Source organism: Pseudovibrio sp. Ad46 (genome assembly GCF_001623065.1).
GTDB lineage: Bacteria > Pseudomonadota > Alphaproteobacteria > Rhizobiales > Stappiaceae > Pseudovibrio.
The window spans coordinates 39712-56175 of the sequence record NZ_LMCG01000001.1 but is presented as its reverse complement, the minus strand read 5'-3'; the positions used below and the strand labels follow the sequence as shown (position 1 = coordinate 56175).

Annotated in this window: 17 protein-coding genes; 9 read left to right on the top strand and 8 right to left on the bottom strand. The window is 52.5% G+C overall.

Going from position 1 to position 16464, the window contains the following annotated elements; genetic code table 11:
- Positions 1-133 precede the first annotated feature (133 nt).
- Together recQ and PsAD46_RS00260 are read left to right on the top strand one after the other, a co-directional pair.
- Positions 134-1960, top strand: coding sequence for a DNA helicase RecQ (gene recQ, locus PsAD46_RS00265; RefSeq protein ID WP_208981590.1), 1827 nt, complete (start codon positions 134-136; stop codon positions 1958-1960).
- A 266-nt stretch (positions 1961-2226) separates the two neighbouring features.
- Entirely contained in the window at positions 2227-2679 is a 453-nt protein-coding gene (locus PsAD46_RS00260) for a hypothetical protein (protein ID WP_063305064.1), read from the top strand.
- Positions 2680-3077: 398 nt separating this feature from the next.
- On the opposite strand, the gene PsAD46_RS00255 is transcribed toward PsAD46_RS00260, so the two are convergent.
- On the bottom strand, positions 3078-3992 hold the full coding sequence (locus PsAD46_RS00255; protein WP_063294446.1) for a permease: 915 nt from the start codon (positions 3990-3992) through the stop codon (positions 3078-3080).
- A 113-nt stretch (positions 3993-4105) separates the two neighbouring features.
- Here PsAD46_RS00255 and PsAD46_RS00250 point away from each other — a divergent pair, with 113 nt between their 5' ends.
- The 4 genes from PsAD46_RS00250 to PsAD46_RS00235 all read left to right on the top strand — a co-directional run bounded on the left by PsAD46_RS00250 (position 4106) and on the right by PsAD46_RS00235 (position 6795).
- On the top strand, positions 4106-4438 hold the full coding sequence (locus tag PsAD46_RS00250) for a metalloregulator ArsR/SmtB family transcription factor (protein WP_063286436.1): 333 nt from the start codon (positions 4106-4108) through the stop codon (positions 4436-4438).
- A 91-nt stretch (positions 4439-4529) separates the two neighbouring features.
- Entirely contained in the window at positions 4530-5024 is a 495-nt protein-coding gene (locus PsAD46_RS00245) for a GAF domain-containing protein (RefSeq protein WP_208981589.1), read from the top strand.
- Positions 5025-5141: 117 nt separating this feature from the next.
- Entirely contained in the window at positions 5142-5570 is a 429-nt protein-coding gene (locus PsAD46_RS00240; RefSeq protein WP_208980968.1) for a hypothetical protein, read from the top strand.
- Positions 5563-6795: a biotin/lipoyl-binding protein gene (locus PsAD46_RS00235; protein WP_063286059.1), complete on the top strand. Its 1233-nt coding sequence runs from the start codon at positions 5563-5565 to the stop codon at positions 6793-6795. The genes PsAD46_RS00240 and PsAD46_RS00235 overlap by 8 nt, the downstream gene beginning before the upstream one ends.
- Before the next feature lie 114 nt (positions 6796-6909).
- On the opposite strand, the gene PsAD46_RS00230 is transcribed toward PsAD46_RS00235, so the two are convergent.
- The 6 genes from PsAD46_RS00230 to PsAD46_RS00205 form a co-directional block, all read right to left on the bottom strand.
- The gene (locus PsAD46_RS00230) at positions 6910-7353 is read right to left on the bottom strand and encodes a hypothetical protein (protein WP_057463491.1); all 444 of its coding nucleotides are present in this window, start codon (positions 7351-7353) and stop codon (positions 6910-6912) included.
- Positions 7343-7870, bottom strand: a complete 528-nt coding sequence (locus tag PsAD46_RS00225) for a Panacea domain-containing protein (protein WP_208980967.1) — start codon at positions 7868-7870, stop codon at positions 7343-7345. The genes PsAD46_RS00230 and PsAD46_RS00225 overlap by 11 nt, the downstream gene beginning before the upstream one ends.
- 177 nt (positions 7871-8047) lie before the next feature.
- Positions 8048-8398, bottom strand: a complete 351-nt coding sequence (locus PsAD46_RS00220; protein WP_063286057.1) for a hypothetical protein — start codon at positions 8396-8398, stop codon at positions 8048-8050.
- 134 nt (positions 8399-8532) lie between these two features.
- Complete coding sequence (locus PsAD46_RS00215; protein ID WP_057463488.1) at positions 8533-9315, bottom strand: Bax inhibitor-1/YccA family protein; 783 nt, start codon at positions 9313-9315, stop codon at positions 8533-8535.
- 335 nt (positions 9316-9650) lie between these two features.
- On the bottom strand, positions 9651-12224 hold the full coding sequence (locus tag PsAD46_RS00210) for an ABC transporter permease (protein WP_063305914.1): 2574 nt from the start codon (positions 12222-12224) through the stop codon (positions 9651-9653).
- Positions 12221-12928, bottom strand: a complete 708-nt coding sequence (locus PsAD46_RS00205) for an ABC transporter ATP-binding protein (protein WP_063291175.1) — start codon at positions 12926-12928, stop codon at positions 12221-12223. Before PsAD46_RS00205 ends, PsAD46_RS00210 begins: the two co-directional genes overlap by 4 nt.
- A 253-nt stretch (positions 12929-13181) precedes the next feature.
- On the opposite strand from PsAD46_RS00205, the gene PsAD46_RS00200 reads away from it, so the two are divergent.
- The 3 genes from PsAD46_RS00200 (at position 13182) to thpR (ending at position 15814) form a co-directional block, all read left to right on the top strand.
- Entirely contained in the window at positions 13182-13760 is a 579-nt protein-coding gene (locus PsAD46_RS00200; RefSeq protein WP_208980975.1) for an arylesterase, read from the top strand.
- A 278-nt stretch (positions 13761-14038) separates the two neighbouring features.
- Entirely contained in the window at positions 14039-15091 is a 1053-nt protein-coding gene (locus tag PsAD46_RS00195; RefSeq protein WP_063305058.1) for an aldo/keto reductase, read from the top strand.
- A gap of 186 nt (positions 15092-15277) precedes the next feature.
- Positions 15278-15814 carry an RNA 2',3'-cyclic phosphodiesterase gene (gene thpR, locus PsAD46_RS00190; protein ID WP_063305057.1) on the top strand — a complete coding sequence of 179 codons (537 nt, stop codon included), beginning with the start codon at positions 15278-15280 and terminating at the stop codon, positions 15812-15814.
- Positions 15815-15877: 63 nt separating this feature from the next.
- Here thpR and PsAD46_RS00185 read toward each other — a convergent pair whose 3' ends face one another.
- Positions 15878-16375 (bottom strand): hypothetical protein, encoded by a 498-nt coding sequence (locus PsAD46_RS00185; protein WP_063305913.1) that lies wholly within the window; start codon positions 16373-16375, stop codon positions 15878-15880.
- Positions 16376-16464 lie beyond the last annotated feature (89 nt).

Below are 16464 nucleotides of genomic sequence, written 5' to 3'. Positions count from 1 at the left end.
GAGTGAGGCCGTGCGCCTTAAGGGCCATGGTAAGATTTTGTGCTCGAGCAGCAGATAAGCCTTGCGTGCTTGCTTCAGACCGGTAGAGATTAGGAAAGACCTCTCAAATCCCTTTAGGTAAGTGCTGCTGCTCATGACCCTCGCGCAAGATATTGTTGCCTCGCCACATGATGTTCTGAAAAAAATATTTGGCTATGACGCGTTTCGCGGCAATCAGCAGGTTGTGATTGATAGCGTAATGGCTGGTGAGAGCTGCTGTGTTCTTATGCCGACGGGGGCGGGTAAGTCGCTGTGCTATCAGGTGCCTGCCTTGTGCCGCCGTGGGGTGGGTGTTGTCGTTTCTCCGCTGATTGCGCTGATGCAGGACCAAATTGCGACACTGCGCGAGCTTGGGGTGCGAGCGACGTCTATCAACTCCGCGCTTTCTCGTGAGGACATTCAGGCCGCTTATCGGGATCTTCGGGCTGGGGAGCTGGATCTGCTTTATGTGGCGCCGGAACGGTTGGTGCGGCCTGAGTTTGTTGGTTTGCTGGAAGAGCTGAACCAGCGCGGATTGATTGCGCTGCTGGCGATTGATGAAGCGCACTGTATCAGCCAGTGGGGCCATGATTTCCGCCCTGAGTATCGTGAGCTGACCAATGTGCGGGCGAAGCTTGAGGGTGTGCCTTGTCTGGCAGTGACCGCAACGGCGGATGAACCGACGCGGAAGGACATTCAAGAGCGCCTCAATCTGCCGCGCCTGATTTCCTCCGGGTTTGACCGGCCCAACATCACCTACACCGTGGGCATCAAGAGTAATCCGAGGCAGCAGTTGCGGCGTTTCCTGAAAGATCGGCCAGCTGGCGAAAGTGGCATCATCTACTGCCTGTCGCGCAAGAAGGTGGAGGAGACGGCTGCTTGGCTGGTTGATGAGGGCTTTGATGCGCTGCCTTATCATGCGGGTTTCGACAGTTCGGTACGTGAGGCCAATCAGGATCGCTTCATCAAGGAAGAAGGCATGATCATGGTTGCCACGGTCGCGTTTGGGATGGGCATTGATAAGCCCAACGTGCGGTTTGTGGCGCATTTGGACCTTCCGAAGAACATTGAGGCTTATTATCAGGAGACGGGCCGCGCTGGGCGTGATGGCCTGCCGTCTGAGGCGTGGCTGGTTTATGGTATGCAGGATGTTGTGTTCCTGAACCAGATGATTGACCGAAGTGAAGCGCCAGAGAGCCAGAAGCAGATTGAACGGCAGAAGCTGCGGTCTTTCCTCGCTTACTGTGAGACGGCGACCTGTCGGCGCTCTGTTCTGCTGCGCTACTTTGGCGATGAGTGCGAGCCTTGTGGTAACTGCGATACCTGTTTGAATCCGCCGAAGACTATGGATGGGACTATTGCCGCGCAGAAGCTGCTCTCCTGCATTTTGCGCACGGGGCAGAGCTTTGGGGCGAACTACGTGATTGATGTTCTGCTTGGTAATGCGAGTGAGCGGATCATCTCACGTGGGCATGACCAGCTGTCGACGTTCAACATTGGCGGTGAGTTCGACAAGATCAAGTGGAACGCCATTGCCCGGCAGCTGCTGGCTGCTGGCCTGATCTATGCTGATCACGATGCTCATGGGGCTTTGAAGATGACGGCGCTGGGCATGGAGTTCTTGAAGGAACGCCGGACCATTGAGTTGAAGGTGGACCAGCTTGCCAACTCTGCGAAGATGGAGCGCCGGACTAAGACGCCAGCGCGGGATCAGATTGATGACATTGCGGATCAGGAGCTGTTTGAGAAACTTCGAGCGCGGCGGATGGAACTGGCGCGAGAGCGGAATGTGCCTCCTTATGTGATCTTCAATGATAAGACCCTGATTGAAATGGCCGTTGAACGTCCTCAGCGGCTTGAAGAGATGCTGGAGATTTCTGGTGTTGGTGAGTCCAAACTAGAACGGTTTGGCCCAGACTTCCTGGAGATCATTCGAGATTAGAAATCAGCCGCTACTTGTTGCGACTTGAGATTACCTCGATTATCAGCTCAAGTTAATTGAGACTCTGCTGAGACTGGACATAACGCTGAGAGAATGAGCTGACCAGTTACGGGCATTTCTGATAAATGCCCAAATAGTACGCTACGCTAGAATGATCTCGACATCTTTTGCCAGAATCGAAGTATCTATCCTTCACCATGCATGATGTTATCATGCCCTACTGGTTGCTCGGCAGGCTTTAAAATGGTTTTCACAGGATGGCGATAATGTATTTTTTGAGAACTGATGGCAAAATTAAAAATGGTGCTAGGAAAATTTTAATAGCACTTGTCATCGGTGCTAGTTTTGTAGGTGCCCGCGGACTAGTTAAACAGTTTTGGGCAAATAGCTCAGACCAACAGTTAGAAGCGGCCATTTTGAAAAGTCTACAGCCCGCATTTGAACAAATGCCTATGAAGGTTGATGAATATACCATGTGGGTGGGCGCTGATGTAAACGCAGCCAAAAAAACGCTGACATACAGATACACGCTGGATACAGGTGGCGAATGGTTTGTGCTGACAGAGGAGGACAAAAACTCTTTAAAACAGCCGATTGTACAAGTCATGTGTAGCCAGCCCATTGTCCAAAAAGCCAAGTTCACCTTAATCTATCATTACACAGATCTGAAAGATAACTTCATGGGTGATTTCACTATGAATCGTCACGACTGCCAGTAAACGAGACCCCACTGTGGCTCTACTTAGGTGCAAGGCAAGATCGTACGCAATCGACCAAGGAAGTTTGCTCGTAAGAAGCGTGGTAAGGGAATGGGGAGACAACCCATGCCCCTTACAAGAAAATATTAGATATATGAAACAATCTCGCGATGATTTTCTCAACGGGTTTTCTTATGCTTAGCCAGCATTGTTCAGGCGTGTTTCTCGATCGCAAGAATAATGTAGGTTTGTCTTGTCAGCGTGCTCCTGATTTGCGCTGTATGTCATCGGTGGCTTAATTTAAGTTTCTAATCTTGAGGGCGAAAATTTGTGCGGCTTCTAATCTTAAGCCCCCCACTAACCTGATTGTTAGTAGGGTCTGATCTGCGTGAGTTGCAGGGTTTTTGAGGTTTCTAGGGTCAAAAGATCAGCGAATAGAGTACGCCTGCGCTGACGGCCATTCCCAGGATCACGACCAGGAAGGCGGCGATCATCTGGTTTTTGAAGAGGGATTTCAGCAAGATTACCTCTGTCAGGCTGGCACCTGCGCTGCCGATGATGAGAGCCATGATTGCGCCGAGGCCCATGCCTTTGCCTGCAAGTGCTGCGGTGAGGGGGATCACGGCTTCTGCTCTGATGTAGAGCGGGATGCCGATGATAGCGGCCACAGGGATTGCGAGTGGATTGTTTTCACCTGCCCAAGAGGACACCAGATCTGTTGGCATGAAGCCATAGATCATTGAGCCGATGGCGATGCCGCCGATGAGGTATGGCAGGACTTTTTTGAAGTCTGCCCATGTTGAGTTCCATACCCTTGCCCATTTGCTTTGAACTGGCGCACTTCCGCTGCAGCTGCTGCCGCATGAAGAGGTGGATGGGGCAGCGTAGGCTTCTGGTTTCACAAACCTCTCGAAGCCAAGCTTTTCAAGCGTGTAACCTGCGATGATGGAAACCGCCAATGCGATGGTGAAGTAGAACACTGTGACACCCAGACCGAAAGTCACCGCGAACAGGCCGATGATAATCGGGTTAAGCAGTGGGCTGGCGAATAGGAACACCATCATGGTTCCAAAGCCAGCGCGGGCACGGAGCAGGCCTTTCAGGAACGGGATGGTGGAGCAGGAGCAGAATGGGGTGATGACGCCAAGCGCTGCTGCTGTGACATAGCCTTTGCCGTTTTGACTGCTGAGGATCTTCTGCACGCGGCTTGGCGGAATGTATTCCTGCAAGATGCCGACGAAGTAACTGATCGCCAGAAAGAGGATCGTCAGTTCCACAGCAAGCACTGCGAACATTTCCAGGCTGCTTATGAGCATTTCAGAGGACAGTGACATTGGGTATGATCCTTATTACGACATTTCCGGATTTGTCGAAATAATAGAATAATAGGTTTTCATGTCAAGATATTTCTAGTAATGTCGAAATATAGAAAATTCTGGTGAATGAGATGGATATCGAAAAAACTGCTAAGGCCTTGAAAGAGCTTGGACATGTAACGCGTCTTGCAATTTATAAGCGGCTTGTAAAAGCTGGCTATAAAGGCCTTGCCGTGGGTACATTGCAGGAAGAACTGGAGATTCCGGGCTCAACACTGTCGCATCATTTGTCTGGTTTGGCCTCTGCAGGCTTGATCAAACAGCGGCGCGAGGGGCGGGTGCTTTACTGTGTTGCTCAGTTTGAGCAGTTGGATGAAGTTCTGCAGTTTTTGCGAGCTGAGTGCTGTATCGACGACAAGTTCTATACGGATGACGATGGCCTTAAAGAGCTGAAGCGTGGCTGATCTTTGAAAGAGGCATAGTTGAGTTTCTCTGACTTGATGGTCAGCGCGGAGGAGTTACAGTATCTGCATTTCACAATTGCAGGCATTTGAAGTGGTTGATCAGATTGAGTTTGTGCAGGCTGTAGCGGAGAGCTCCAGCTTGCAGGAGGCCGCACAGAAAGCGGGCGTGTTGTTCTCCAAGTTTCCCGGTTACAAGTTGTTTACGCTTACGGTGACGCATCCTGACGGGAGCCATGTGGTGCGGTTGTTTTCCAGCGCGGAAGGCTCTTATGGCACCTCTGGCACCAAGCCGATTGAAAAAGAAGGTGGCTGGTATGAGCGCGTGCTTGTGCAGCAGAAGCCGTTTCTTGGGTACACCATTGAAGATGTGAAGGACTACTTTCCCGATCATGAGAAGATCGCGGCCATGGGGCTTGGTGCAACGCTAAACCTGCCTGTGGTGGTATCTGGCGAGGTGATTGGCACGGTGAACCTGCTGGATGCAGACCATGCCTACACGGAAGCAGATGCGGAGAAGAGCTTTGCGTTGTCGCAGGCGCTGGCGCCGCTCTTTTTGAAGGCACGGGAAGAGCTGGCTGCGGTTTGATTTCAATTCATCTGTTTTCGCTTAGTGGGCCTTTACCTTAAGGCTCGAAACCTTCCATTTTCGCCGAGTTTCTCCCGATTTGTTTCTCTCAGGGTAACCATGAATGGGGCATGAAAGATGCTCCATTCCGTCCGCGTTCTGCGCTGGCACCATGCAACCCCTGAGAGACGAGCGGTACAGGCTATGGCTTCTGGTGGCGAACATGAGCAATTCGCTGGGCATCTTCCTATCTTCATCACTGCACCGGGCAGTACAGATGTTTTGATGGTGGTCACCATCTTCATCGCCATTGGTGCGGTGTTGCTGGCGGGTGTCTTTTACTTTTCCCTGCATGCCCTGCCAGAGAAGATGGCGCACAAGTATGGGCGGTCGCATATGCAGATCGTGGCCCTACTGGCGGTGTTGGCGTTGTTCACGCACAACAACTACTTCTGGATTGCAGCGCTGCTGCTGGCTGCGATTAACCTGCCGGATTACGAGACGCCGCTGAACACCATCGCCAACTCTTTGCGCAAGACGATAAAGGGGAAGAAACAGAATGATTGAGTTTCTTCTTTGCTCGCTCGTGACGATCCTGCCGGACTACCTGTTTCGTCGCTACAAGCAGGGTAAGCGGATCGGGCACGAGATTACGTTTTTTACGGTGTGGTATGAACTGCGCTGGGGGATTACCGGGGCGCTGATGCTGACCATTGCGCTGATCACGCTGGTTTTCTTCTATCACCCAACCACGTCCAACGTGCTGTCGCTGTATCGCACCGTTTCCATCCTGCCGGAAACGGCGGGGCGGGTTGATCTGGTGGTGGTGGAGAACAACCAGCATGTGAAGGCCGGGCAACTGCTGTTTACGCTGGATTCCTCTACTGAGAAAGCTCAGGTGGATACGGCGCAGAGTGAAGTGGATGAAATTGATGCTGAGATTCAGCTGGCGAACTCTGAGCTGATCAGTGCGGAAGCCATGATCTCTCAGGCGCAGGGCGCCTATAATCAATCCGTCAGTGAGTTGGAGCGGACGCTGGACCTGCAACGGCGTAATTCTGATGTGGTGACGCAGAAAGAAATTGATACGCGCGAAAATCAGGTGGTTGTGCGCAAAGGGCAGCTGGATGCGGCTGTTGCTAACCGGGATATCGTGCAGACGAAGATCACCGTGAGCCTGCCTGCACAGCGGACCAGTGCGATTGCGCGGCTGCATCAGGCGGAGTCCGCCTATCACAAGAAGTTTGTTTATGCTGGCGTTGATGGTGTGATCACGCAGTTCATTCTTCAGCCGGGTGATATTGTAAGCCCGATCCTACGTCCTGCTGGTATTCTCGTGCCTTCTACGACGGGGTATGGGCGGTTTCAGGCGGGCTTTGGGCAGATTACTGCTACTGTGATCAAGGTTGGCATGGCGGCAGAGATCACCTGTGCGTCGCGACCGTTTGAGGTTATTCCGATGGTCGTGGTGGATACACAGGACTTTATCTCCTCAGGTCAGTTTCGCCCGACGGATCAGCTGGTGGATGCGCAGGATGTTGCGCGTCCGGGAACCTTGCTGGTGATCATGGAGCCGCTTTATCCCGGTGATACGAATGGTATTCCTCCCGGCAGCAAGTGCATTGCCAATGCCTACAGCAATTATGGTGAGCAGATTGCAGCGGGTGAGTTTGGGTTCTGGGGCGGCCTTTACTATCACATGGTGGATGCGACCTCGATCATGCACGCGTTGATCTTGCGGTTCCAGGCGTTGGCTTTCCCAGTCAAGGTGTTGGTGTTATCCGGTCATTAAAGCAGTTCGCATTTAAGTTGAAACACCTGAACTGCTTTAGTCTTTGTTTTTGCGTATCTTTATCCGAAAATCGGTTTCCATTTTTCGGAGATACGCTGTAGAGCGTGTGGGGCGCTATTTTCGAGCGCCCACAAAGATGCCGGTGAGCACCATGCCGACCAGGCCGATGACGGTGGTTGCAGTGCTGCCTACGAGGAACTCCAGTACGCTGTCGGCCAGATTGAACGAGTTGCCATAGACATTTTTGAAGCCTGCCAGCACGAGGATGAGGGCAACTGTGCCGCAATACACGCACATGAACCAGTAGGCTTTGCCTGCGTAGGGTTTGATGAGGGCGTCCAGCTCCTGCTTGGTCGCGAGCCGTGACTTAAGCTCCATCAGCTCGTTCTGAAGCAGGGTGTTGTCGTCAGAAAGGGCCTGACGGTCTTTCAGCAGCTGCTCGAACCCGATCTTGGCGGGAGGATCCACCTCAATAGGGAGCTTGGAGACGGCTGCGTCAATGTCATCCACAGTGAGTGGCTTTTCGAGTGTGTCCTCGAATGTATCGTTAGGCGGCATTGATCCGACCCGCTGTTTGTATGGACTGCTCTTCTTCTGCGTGAGAGCGGCCCGCTAAGGCGAGTTTGATGTAATATTGTCGGGTGCGTTCTGTATCGATTTCTGCGTTTCTCCCTTTTTCGAAGTAGGCATGGGCCCATGGAGAATTCGCTTGATGGGTGAGATCTGACAGTTGCTGTGGTGTGTAGTTACGGTACTTCTTCCAGACGTGATCAATGATGTCTTGCTCACTACCATTGATGCGACCAGTGACGATCTGGCCGGTGACGGGATCTGCAATTTCACAATTGGGGCCTTTGTGCCCACCTTCCTTTATGAAATCCCATATCTGCCGAAATACTGGGCCATTTTTCCAAGCTTGGGGAGCTGAGTTCACTAATGGCTCGCCGTTGATTGCGAGGTTCCAGCCGTTGGCGATGGCAACGAGTTTTTGAATGTACATCTGAGATGGGTATTCAGAGCTGCCTCGGCGTCTCAGAAATTCATTGGCGATGGCACAAGGCGAGTGTCTTGGCATTTTTTGCCCCTACAAATGCTGTTGGAACAAGCAGAAAATTGCTTAGAAAAACATATGGTACGCTACGTTAAGAAAATAAAACCTCTTATTGATCTTGGCTAGTGAAATTTGGTTGTACCCCTGAAAACTAAGCGGTTACGTTGTGGTTATCTGTGCGTGTTGGATGCATTTAACTGGCTATAAATCAGGGAATACAGCTTTTACGACTGCGAATTGTAGCTGGTGATGTTTCCAGTGATTTGAGTCGGCGTACCATCGCTTACTCGGGAATGCGGAGTTGTAAACGTCGTTTCGTTTCTCTTTGGCCCGATTGATTATGTAGCTAAGTGGGGACTGCAAAACATAGGCAGTTCCTGCAGGTATCAGCAGAACTGGCAGGTAGATGGCGGCGGCGATAGTGGCGATGACAGCCACAATGCTTGCGATCATATGGTAGCGCTCGGCCATGGTTGGGTGGGCTTTGTGAAAGTCCCTGAACTGGAAAACCTTGCGTTCATACCAATGGAACAGTGAGAGCGGTCCGTACATTTGGTGTCCTGCAGTGTGACTATGTTTCTGATGCCAGCTTGAAGCCTATATCTGCAGTGTCACTTGGCCAAGAAAAAAGCCCGGGGCGGGTGCCTCGGGCTTTTTCTGATTTGTATGCCTGATGGCTGCTGCGATTACTCGCGGTTGCCGAACAGGGACAGAAGCATCATGAACAGGTTGATGAAGTCCAGGTACAGACGCAGCGCGCCCATAATGGCTTTCTTGCCTGCTACTTCGCTGTCATCAACAGCTGCATACATTTCCTTGATCTGCTGGGTGTCGTAGGCGGTGAGGCCTGCGAATACCAGAACGCCAACCACGGAGATTGCGAACTGCAGAGCAGAAGACGCAAGGAAGAGGTTGACCACAGACGCGATGATGATGCCGATCAGGCCCATGAACAAGAAGGAACCCCAAGCGGAGAGGTCTTTCTTGGTGGTGTAGCCGAACAGGCTCAGCGCGCCAAAGGAAGCTGCAGAGATGAAGAATACACGAGCAATGGAGTTGCCAGTGTAAACGATGAAGATCGATGAGAGAGAAACACCCATCAAAGCTGCAAATGCCCAGAAGGTCATTTGTGCGGCGGATGCGCTCATCTTATTGATCCGTGCGCTCAGGAAGAACACGAAACCAAGTGGAGCAAGCATAACAACCCACTTCAGCGGGCTACCATACAGTGCAACACCAAGGCTGGTGAGCAAAGTATTACCCATCTGAGCTGCTGCCATAGATGGATCAGTCGTCGTCGCCATCATTGAGGTGAGCAGTGCGAGCACACCGGTGATTGCAACACCGACTGCCATGTAGTTGTAAACGCGAAGCATGTAGGCGCGCAGACCAGCGTCAAATGCGGCTGCATTGGCATGAGAGCCAGCCATTCCATACCGCGTAGAATTATTGCGGTCGAAGGTCGCCATGTGGATCCTCTCTCTTGTTAAACACGTGTTTGCTGTTGGTCATACCAAACAGCACGGGTGACTGACCCGAGTTACATATCAGCAAATATGGTGGGAAAAAGGGCGTAAGACAAGAGTGCACCCTGCCGATTTTTGTAAAATCGCCCCTTAAAGCAAGGTCTTTTGGTATAAACTTGGTAAAACCGGACCCTATTATTAACCAGTTGTAATGTTGCTGGCGGTGCAAGACCTTAGCCGGAAAATAGAAGAGTTGGTCTGTTAACTCATAATTCTGAGAGATGTGGACTGCATCTGCGTTGATCAACGCTTTTTTACTTGATGCAGTCCACGGAGTTTTACAGATTTCGTAAAACGGGTGCAGGTTTTTCTCCCAACACTCTCCAAGTGCCCAGTAAACCGAAGCCTACTGTGAAGATGAGAGCGCCGATAATGGCGGTGATGGCCGTTACGGGCAGAAGGGTGAAGCTGCCTTCCATCACACCTGTGATGATGAAGTAAGCCGCCAGTGAGCCTGTAAAGAGGGCGAAGATTGCGGTGGTGCCACCAAGGATCAGGTATTCCAGAATGTATGCCTTGATGAGACGTCCGCGTGTGGCGCCCAGTGTTTTCAGGATAACTGCATCATAGATGCGGCTTTGATGGCCTGCTGCCAATGCACCTGCCAAAACCAGCACACTTGCGAGGAGTGTGATGGAGGAGGCGCCACGGATGGCCCATGCCAGCTGACCGACAAGGTCATTTACCTGTGCGATTGCATCTTTCACTCTGATTGAGGTGATCGTCGGGAAGGCTTGTGTGACTTCCTTCAGTAGATCAAGCTCTTGTTGCAAGGTGGCTTCGCCTGGCCATCCAACGGTGGCCAGATGGGTGTGCGGTGCGCCTGCGAAAGTGTTTGGTGAGAAGATCATCACGAAGTTGATGGACATGCTTTCCCAGTCCACCGTGCGGAAGTTCGCAATTTTCGCGGAGATCTGACGCCCAAGCACGTTGACGGTGATCTTATCGCCAACACTCAAGCCCAGCTCGCGGGCGTTGTCGTCAGAGAAGGATACGAGCGGTTCACCGGTGTAATCCTTCGGCCACCATTCGCCTGCTGTCACAACGGAGTTTTCAGGCAAGGTTTCAGAATATGTGATGCCACGGTCACCGCGCAGGATCCACTCCGCTTCTGGTGGAGCGGGATAGTCTGAGGCAGGGATGCCTTTCAGTGCGACGATGTTTCCGCGCAGCATTGGAACTGCGTTGAACTCTGTGCCCGCAGCTTTTTCAATAACGAGAGCTTCGAAGGCGTCTTTTTCGTGGTTTTGAATATCGACGAAGAAGAAGCTTGGAGCCTGTTCCTGAGCGGCCTGATTGAGCTCACGGCGTAGGTTGCCATCAATCAGTGCCAAAGCAACCAGCAGTGACAAGCCGAGGCCGAGTGAGAGCACGACGGATGGTGTTAAGGCGCCGGGGCGGTAGATGTTGGTGATCGCCAGACGCAGCTCTGTAGAGCGGACTGTTGGCACCTTCCGCGCTGCGGCCATGATGAGGCGGGCCACGACGAGCAATAGCAGATATGTGCCGGTACATGCGCCGATGAAGATGATGGCGATGGTTTTGTCGTAGGCCATGACAAGGGCAAGGCCAGCAAGCAGAACCAGTGTCACCGCAGCACCTGCGATATACAGCGGCTTTGGATAGCGGCTGCGGGTGCTGACTTCATCCCGGAACAAGACGGTTGGTGCGATGTCATGTGCTCTGCCGAGTGGCCAAAGGGCAAAGGCGAGGGCGGTGAGATAGCCGTACGCCATGCCAAGCAGCAGCTGAAGCGGATAGACCGCCTGTACTGCGTTGATTGGCAGGATGGATTGCAAGGCTGCCATGGCGACAAGTGGAATCAAGGCGCCCAGTGCCATGCCGATGATAATGCCGATAGTGGCCAGCACCATCATCTGAATAAGGTAGACCTTGAAGACAAAGCCACCTGATGCGCCGAGGCATTTGAAGCTGGCAATGACTTCCCGGCGGGTATCCATGTAACTGCGCACAGCGTTTGCCACGCCAACACCGCCCACCACGAGGGACGTGATACCGATGAGCGTGAGGAACTGGGCGAAGCGCTGAATGTTCCGTTGCAGGCTTGGGGCTGCTTCCAACTTGGAGCGGATACGCCAACCAGCATCAGGGAACTGACTGTTTGTCCGGTCAATGGCTTGCTGGAGCTGATCTTCCGGCACGTTGTCGCCCATGCGGACGCGGTACGTGTAGTTGACCAATGAGCCGGGGCGGATCAGGCCAGTGTCTTGCAATGCTTCCTGAGAGATGAGGAGGCGAGGACCGACTGTCATGCCAGACGAGAGTTTGTCCGGTTCCAGCTCAATTGTATCGGCGATGCGGAACTCGGTTTTGCCGACGGCAATCTGGTCACCAACTTCCAGACCAAGGCGTGCCAGTAGGGCAACTTCAGCCACAGCATTGCGCAGGCCTTCTGTTCTGCCGTTGATGGTCGCTTGCAGGTCCTTGCCAGAGGAGAGGTCGAACTCACCAATCAACGGGTAAGGATTATCAACTGCCTTTAGCTCAACCAGTGTCTGGTTACCTGCGGTGTCGGTACGGGCCATCGCGCGCAGGCTGGAGATTCTGGAGATGTCGCCCATACTTTGCAGGTGGGCGAGCTGATCTGGTGTTGCTTCTCGGTGAATGAGAGAGAATGCGAGGTCGCCGCCAAGGATGGCCTGACCTTCTGCTGAAATGCCTTCTGTCAGCGCACGGGAAAAGGAGGCAACGCCAGCAATGGCGGCCACGCCCAGTGCGATACAGGCGATGAAAACGTAAAACCCTTTGAGGCCGCCCCGCATTTCACGCAGGGCAAAACGGGCAGCAAGGCCAAAGCCGGGCTGGAAACCGTTTGAGTTGCTTTGGCTCATTGGGCGCGTACCTCACGCACAGCAGGTGTTTCTTCCTCAACGGTGCCGGAATGCACCCGGATCTTGCGTTGACAACGGTCTGCCAGAGACGGATCGTGGGTGACGAGAACCAGTGTGGTGCTCTTGCGCTCCTGCGCATTAAACATCAGCTCGATGATTTGCTCACCAGTAGTTTCGTCCAGATTGCCTGTTGGCTCATCTGCGATCAGAATTTCAGGGTTGGTGACGAGGGCACGGGCGACGGCAACGCGTTGCTGTTCACCGCCAGAAAGCTGAGTTGGGTAGTGATTGAGGCGGTGGCCAAGGCCAACGGCTTCCAGCTCTTCCTTCGCACGATCAAATGCTTTGAGGTCACCAGAAAGCTCAAGAGGTACAGCGACATTTTCCAGAGCGGTCATGTTTGGGACCAGGTGGAAGGATTGGAAGATGATGCCGACGTTCTGACCACGGAAACGGGCGAGTTGATCCTCGCTCATTGCGCCGAGTTCCTGCCCTGCGGCTTTGACGGTGCCTTTGTCTGCGCGTTCCAGACCTGCCATTACCATGAGCAAAGTAGATTTGCCTGAGCCGGATGGTCCAACGAGGCCGACGCTTTCGCCGGTGCTGATAGAAAGATCAATACCTTTGAGAATATGGGTGCGGCCTGCGCCATGGCCCAGGCTGAGGTGAACGCCGTTTAAGTCTAATGCGGGATTACCTGTCATTCTTCTACCTTGATGTGCAGGCGATGCAAATCTCTGAATTACATCTTATAATAAATTTGTTGGCGGCTCTTGTCGCAGCCGCACTTGGGAAGCATATGGGTAGGGTGGATTGCATCGTCCAGCTCGGTTTGAAAAAATCTAAGGTATTTGAATGTCTGGATCACGAAAAGTTGAAGCTAAATCTGGTGTGCTGCGTTTTTTCAGTGGTGCTGTCGTTGCGCTGGGCCTTGTGTTTGCAAGTGCCTCAAGCGGAATGGCGCAGGATGGAGCCGAGCCGGTGAAGCTGGTTGCCTTCGGTGATAGCCTGACGGCTGGTTATCAATTGCCACCTGAAGATGCCTTTCCCGTAAAGCTGGAGAAGGCTTTGCAAGAGCGGGGCTATAACATCACCGTGGTCAATGCTGGCGTATCTGGTGATACCAGCTCTGGTGGCCTTTCGCGGCTCGACTGGTCCGTGGGCGATGACGTAGACGGAGTGATCCTTGAACTGGGTGCAAACGATGCGTTGCGCGGGCTGGATCCGTCAATAACGCGCAAAAACCTGGATGCAATGCTGGAACGGTTGGGATCACGCGATATTCCGGTGCTGCTTGCTGGTATGATGGCGCCGCCTAATCTGGGTGATCAGTATGGTCAGGAGTTCAACTCCATCTATGGTGATCTTGCGCAGAAGCATGATGCGTTGCTTTACCCGTTTTTTCTGGACGGTGTGGCAGCGGAACCTGAGCTAAACCTTGGTGATGGCATGCATCCAACGGGTAAAGGTGTTTCGATCATTGTCGAAAAAATTCTGCCTTCTGTTGAACTGCTCATCGAACAGGCTAAATCATAAGAGCTGATACTCTTCCTTTTCAGGCTGGAACGCAGAGTCTGCTTTAAAGTATTGACTTACTGCGCCTTCCTGTCGGAAAAACACATCCTACTTTTCTAAGATGTGCTTGGTATGCTTACCAGACCACTTCCTCTGCCCACCTCCATCCATGAGGCAGATTTAGCAAAACAGAATTCGGGGCATGATCCGTTGTCTTTGGACGAGGCTGGATCTTTGTCCTTTATGTCCAATTAGGGCGTGAGAATGAAAAGCAGCTTGGGGCTGCAAATGGGGAATACATGGAATTTCGTAAATTGGGGCGTACAGACCTCAACGTTTCCAGCATCTGTCTTGGTACGATGACATGGGGTGAACAAAATACCGAAGCTGAAGGCCATGCTCAAATGGATTATTCCTTAGAGCAGGGCATCAACTTCTTCGATACTGCAGAGCTTTATGCTGTGCCGCCGAAGCCAGAGACCAAAGGCCGTACTGAAGAAATTATCGGAACATGGTTCAAGAAATCCGGTAACCGCGACAAGGTTGTTCTGGCAACCAAGGTTGTTGGCCGTTCTGCTCAGGACTGGCATCGTGAAGATGGTTCCACAAGCCAGCTCTCCCGTGCGCAGATCATGGAAGCAGTGGATGCCAGCCTGAAGCGTTTGCAGACAGACTATATCGACCTTTACCAGTTGCATTGGCCAGATCGTAATGTGTCCGGCTTTGGTTCTGTCAGCACCATCTGGCAGGATGCGGACCCGGCAGAAGACGAAAATGCGATCCATGAGACTCTTGAAGTTATGCAGGAGCTCGTGAAAGCAGGCAAAATCCGTCATTTCGGTCTTTCCAACGAAAGCCCTTGGGGCACCATGAAATTTGTGCAGGAATCTGAAGCGCGTGGATTGCCACGGGTTCAGTCTATCCAGAATGCTTACTCTCTGGTGAACCGCTTGTTTGAAGTGGGTGGCGCCGAGATTGCACAGCGGGAGAATGTTGGTCTGCTGGCATACTCTTCTCTGGCACAGGGGTATCTGACTGGTAAGTACCGGAATGGTGCGTTGCCAGCTGGTGCGCGTAAAACACTGTTCAAGCGCCTTGGCCGTTATGAGAACCCGTTTGGTCAGAAAGCTATTGATGCGTATTGCGACCTGGCAGAAGAGTTGGGTGTTGATCCAGCAGTTATGGCGCTTTCGTTTGCTCATTCCCGTTCATTCGTGACCTCTGTGATCATTGGTGCGACGAACATGGAGCAGCTGGCGACAGATATTCGTGCAACAGACTTTGAGATGACTGACGAGGTTGTGGCACGGATTAATGATATCCATCTGCAGTACTCCAATCCATGTCCGTGATTGGCAGATAGTTCTCTTTTATCTGTAGAGACAGAATTGTGCCGGAGCCTTGTGTGGGCTTCGGCATTTTTTGTTTTAAGGGATGGAAAGAAAATCCCCAGATGTTCGTAGAGCTGTGATTTTCTGCTTGTACTCTGGCGTTAAACGTGAGCTAATTTATCATCTGCATTAGTGGAGGGTCCTGATATGCCTCGCCTTTTCACTGGCCTAGAGCTGCCTTCGGGCACAGGGATGATGTTGAGCCTTATGCGCGGAGGGCTGCGCGGCGCTCGATGGATCGACCCAGAAAACTACCACATCACATTACGGTTTATAGGCGATATTGATGATCGCATTGCTGACGAAGTTGCCTATGAGCTGGCACGGGTGAATCGTGCTCCGTTGACGATCAAGCTGACCGGGCTGGGATCGTTTGGGGGAGCCAAACCACATGCGCTTTGGGCACGTGTTGAGCCCACTCAGGAGCTAGCTGAGCTTCAAGCTGAGCAAGAGCGCATCTTGCAGCGGCTCGGCCTGCAAGCAGCTCGGCGCAAATATACGCCGCATGTGACATTGGCTCGGTTGAGGGGGACATCCCCTGCAGAGTTGGCACATTGGCTCGAGATGCGTGGTGAATTCTCAGCGCCTGCATTCACCGCTGGGCGGTTTGTGCTCTTCTCAGCAAAAGCGGCAGTGGGCGGCGGACCGTATTTGGTGGAAGAAAGCTATCCGCTGGCTGCCTGACGTGATGAGTTGATTGGGAGAGAGATGCCGTACTGGTGCACGCGTCTCTGCGGGTAGGACCGCTTAGGGCAGGTAGGAGGAGACGTTCTCTACTATCTGACTGCTCTGTCTCTCCAGCCGCCATGAGGTTTGGTGTACTAAGCCTGCTGCTGAGTGGGTTCCTGTCAGCTGATAGATGTCCTTGTTCAGGAAGGCGAGCAGTTCGTCTAGTTCCTGACGCGGGACATAACTGAGGGCGCCAGTTACATGCGCGTAGGCCAATGATGCTGGTTTAGTTGGAATAGTGTTAGCCGCTGTTTTCACTCGATATCGGATCAGCTTTGATTTGGGCTCAAGCCGTACAAGCTTTGATTTTGCTTTGAGCGGTTTCAGAGAGGACTTTGCTGGATAGCGTATGAGTTTGCTGGTGGTGGAAATTGGTTTCAACGCATTTTTAGAGGGGGCATTGATTTGGGTAAGGCCCGGGCCAACGGCGCGGGTCTGGGTTAGTGCCCAGGTGCTACCAGCTAATGCCAGTGCTGAGCCCACGATAAGACTTGCAAAAATAAGAGGCCGCAACATCGCGCTCTCCAGTTCGGTATAAATTAAATAAAAATTTAACTAAAATGTACCGTGCAAATTGCATAATGCAACCGGAGATGGTGAATTTG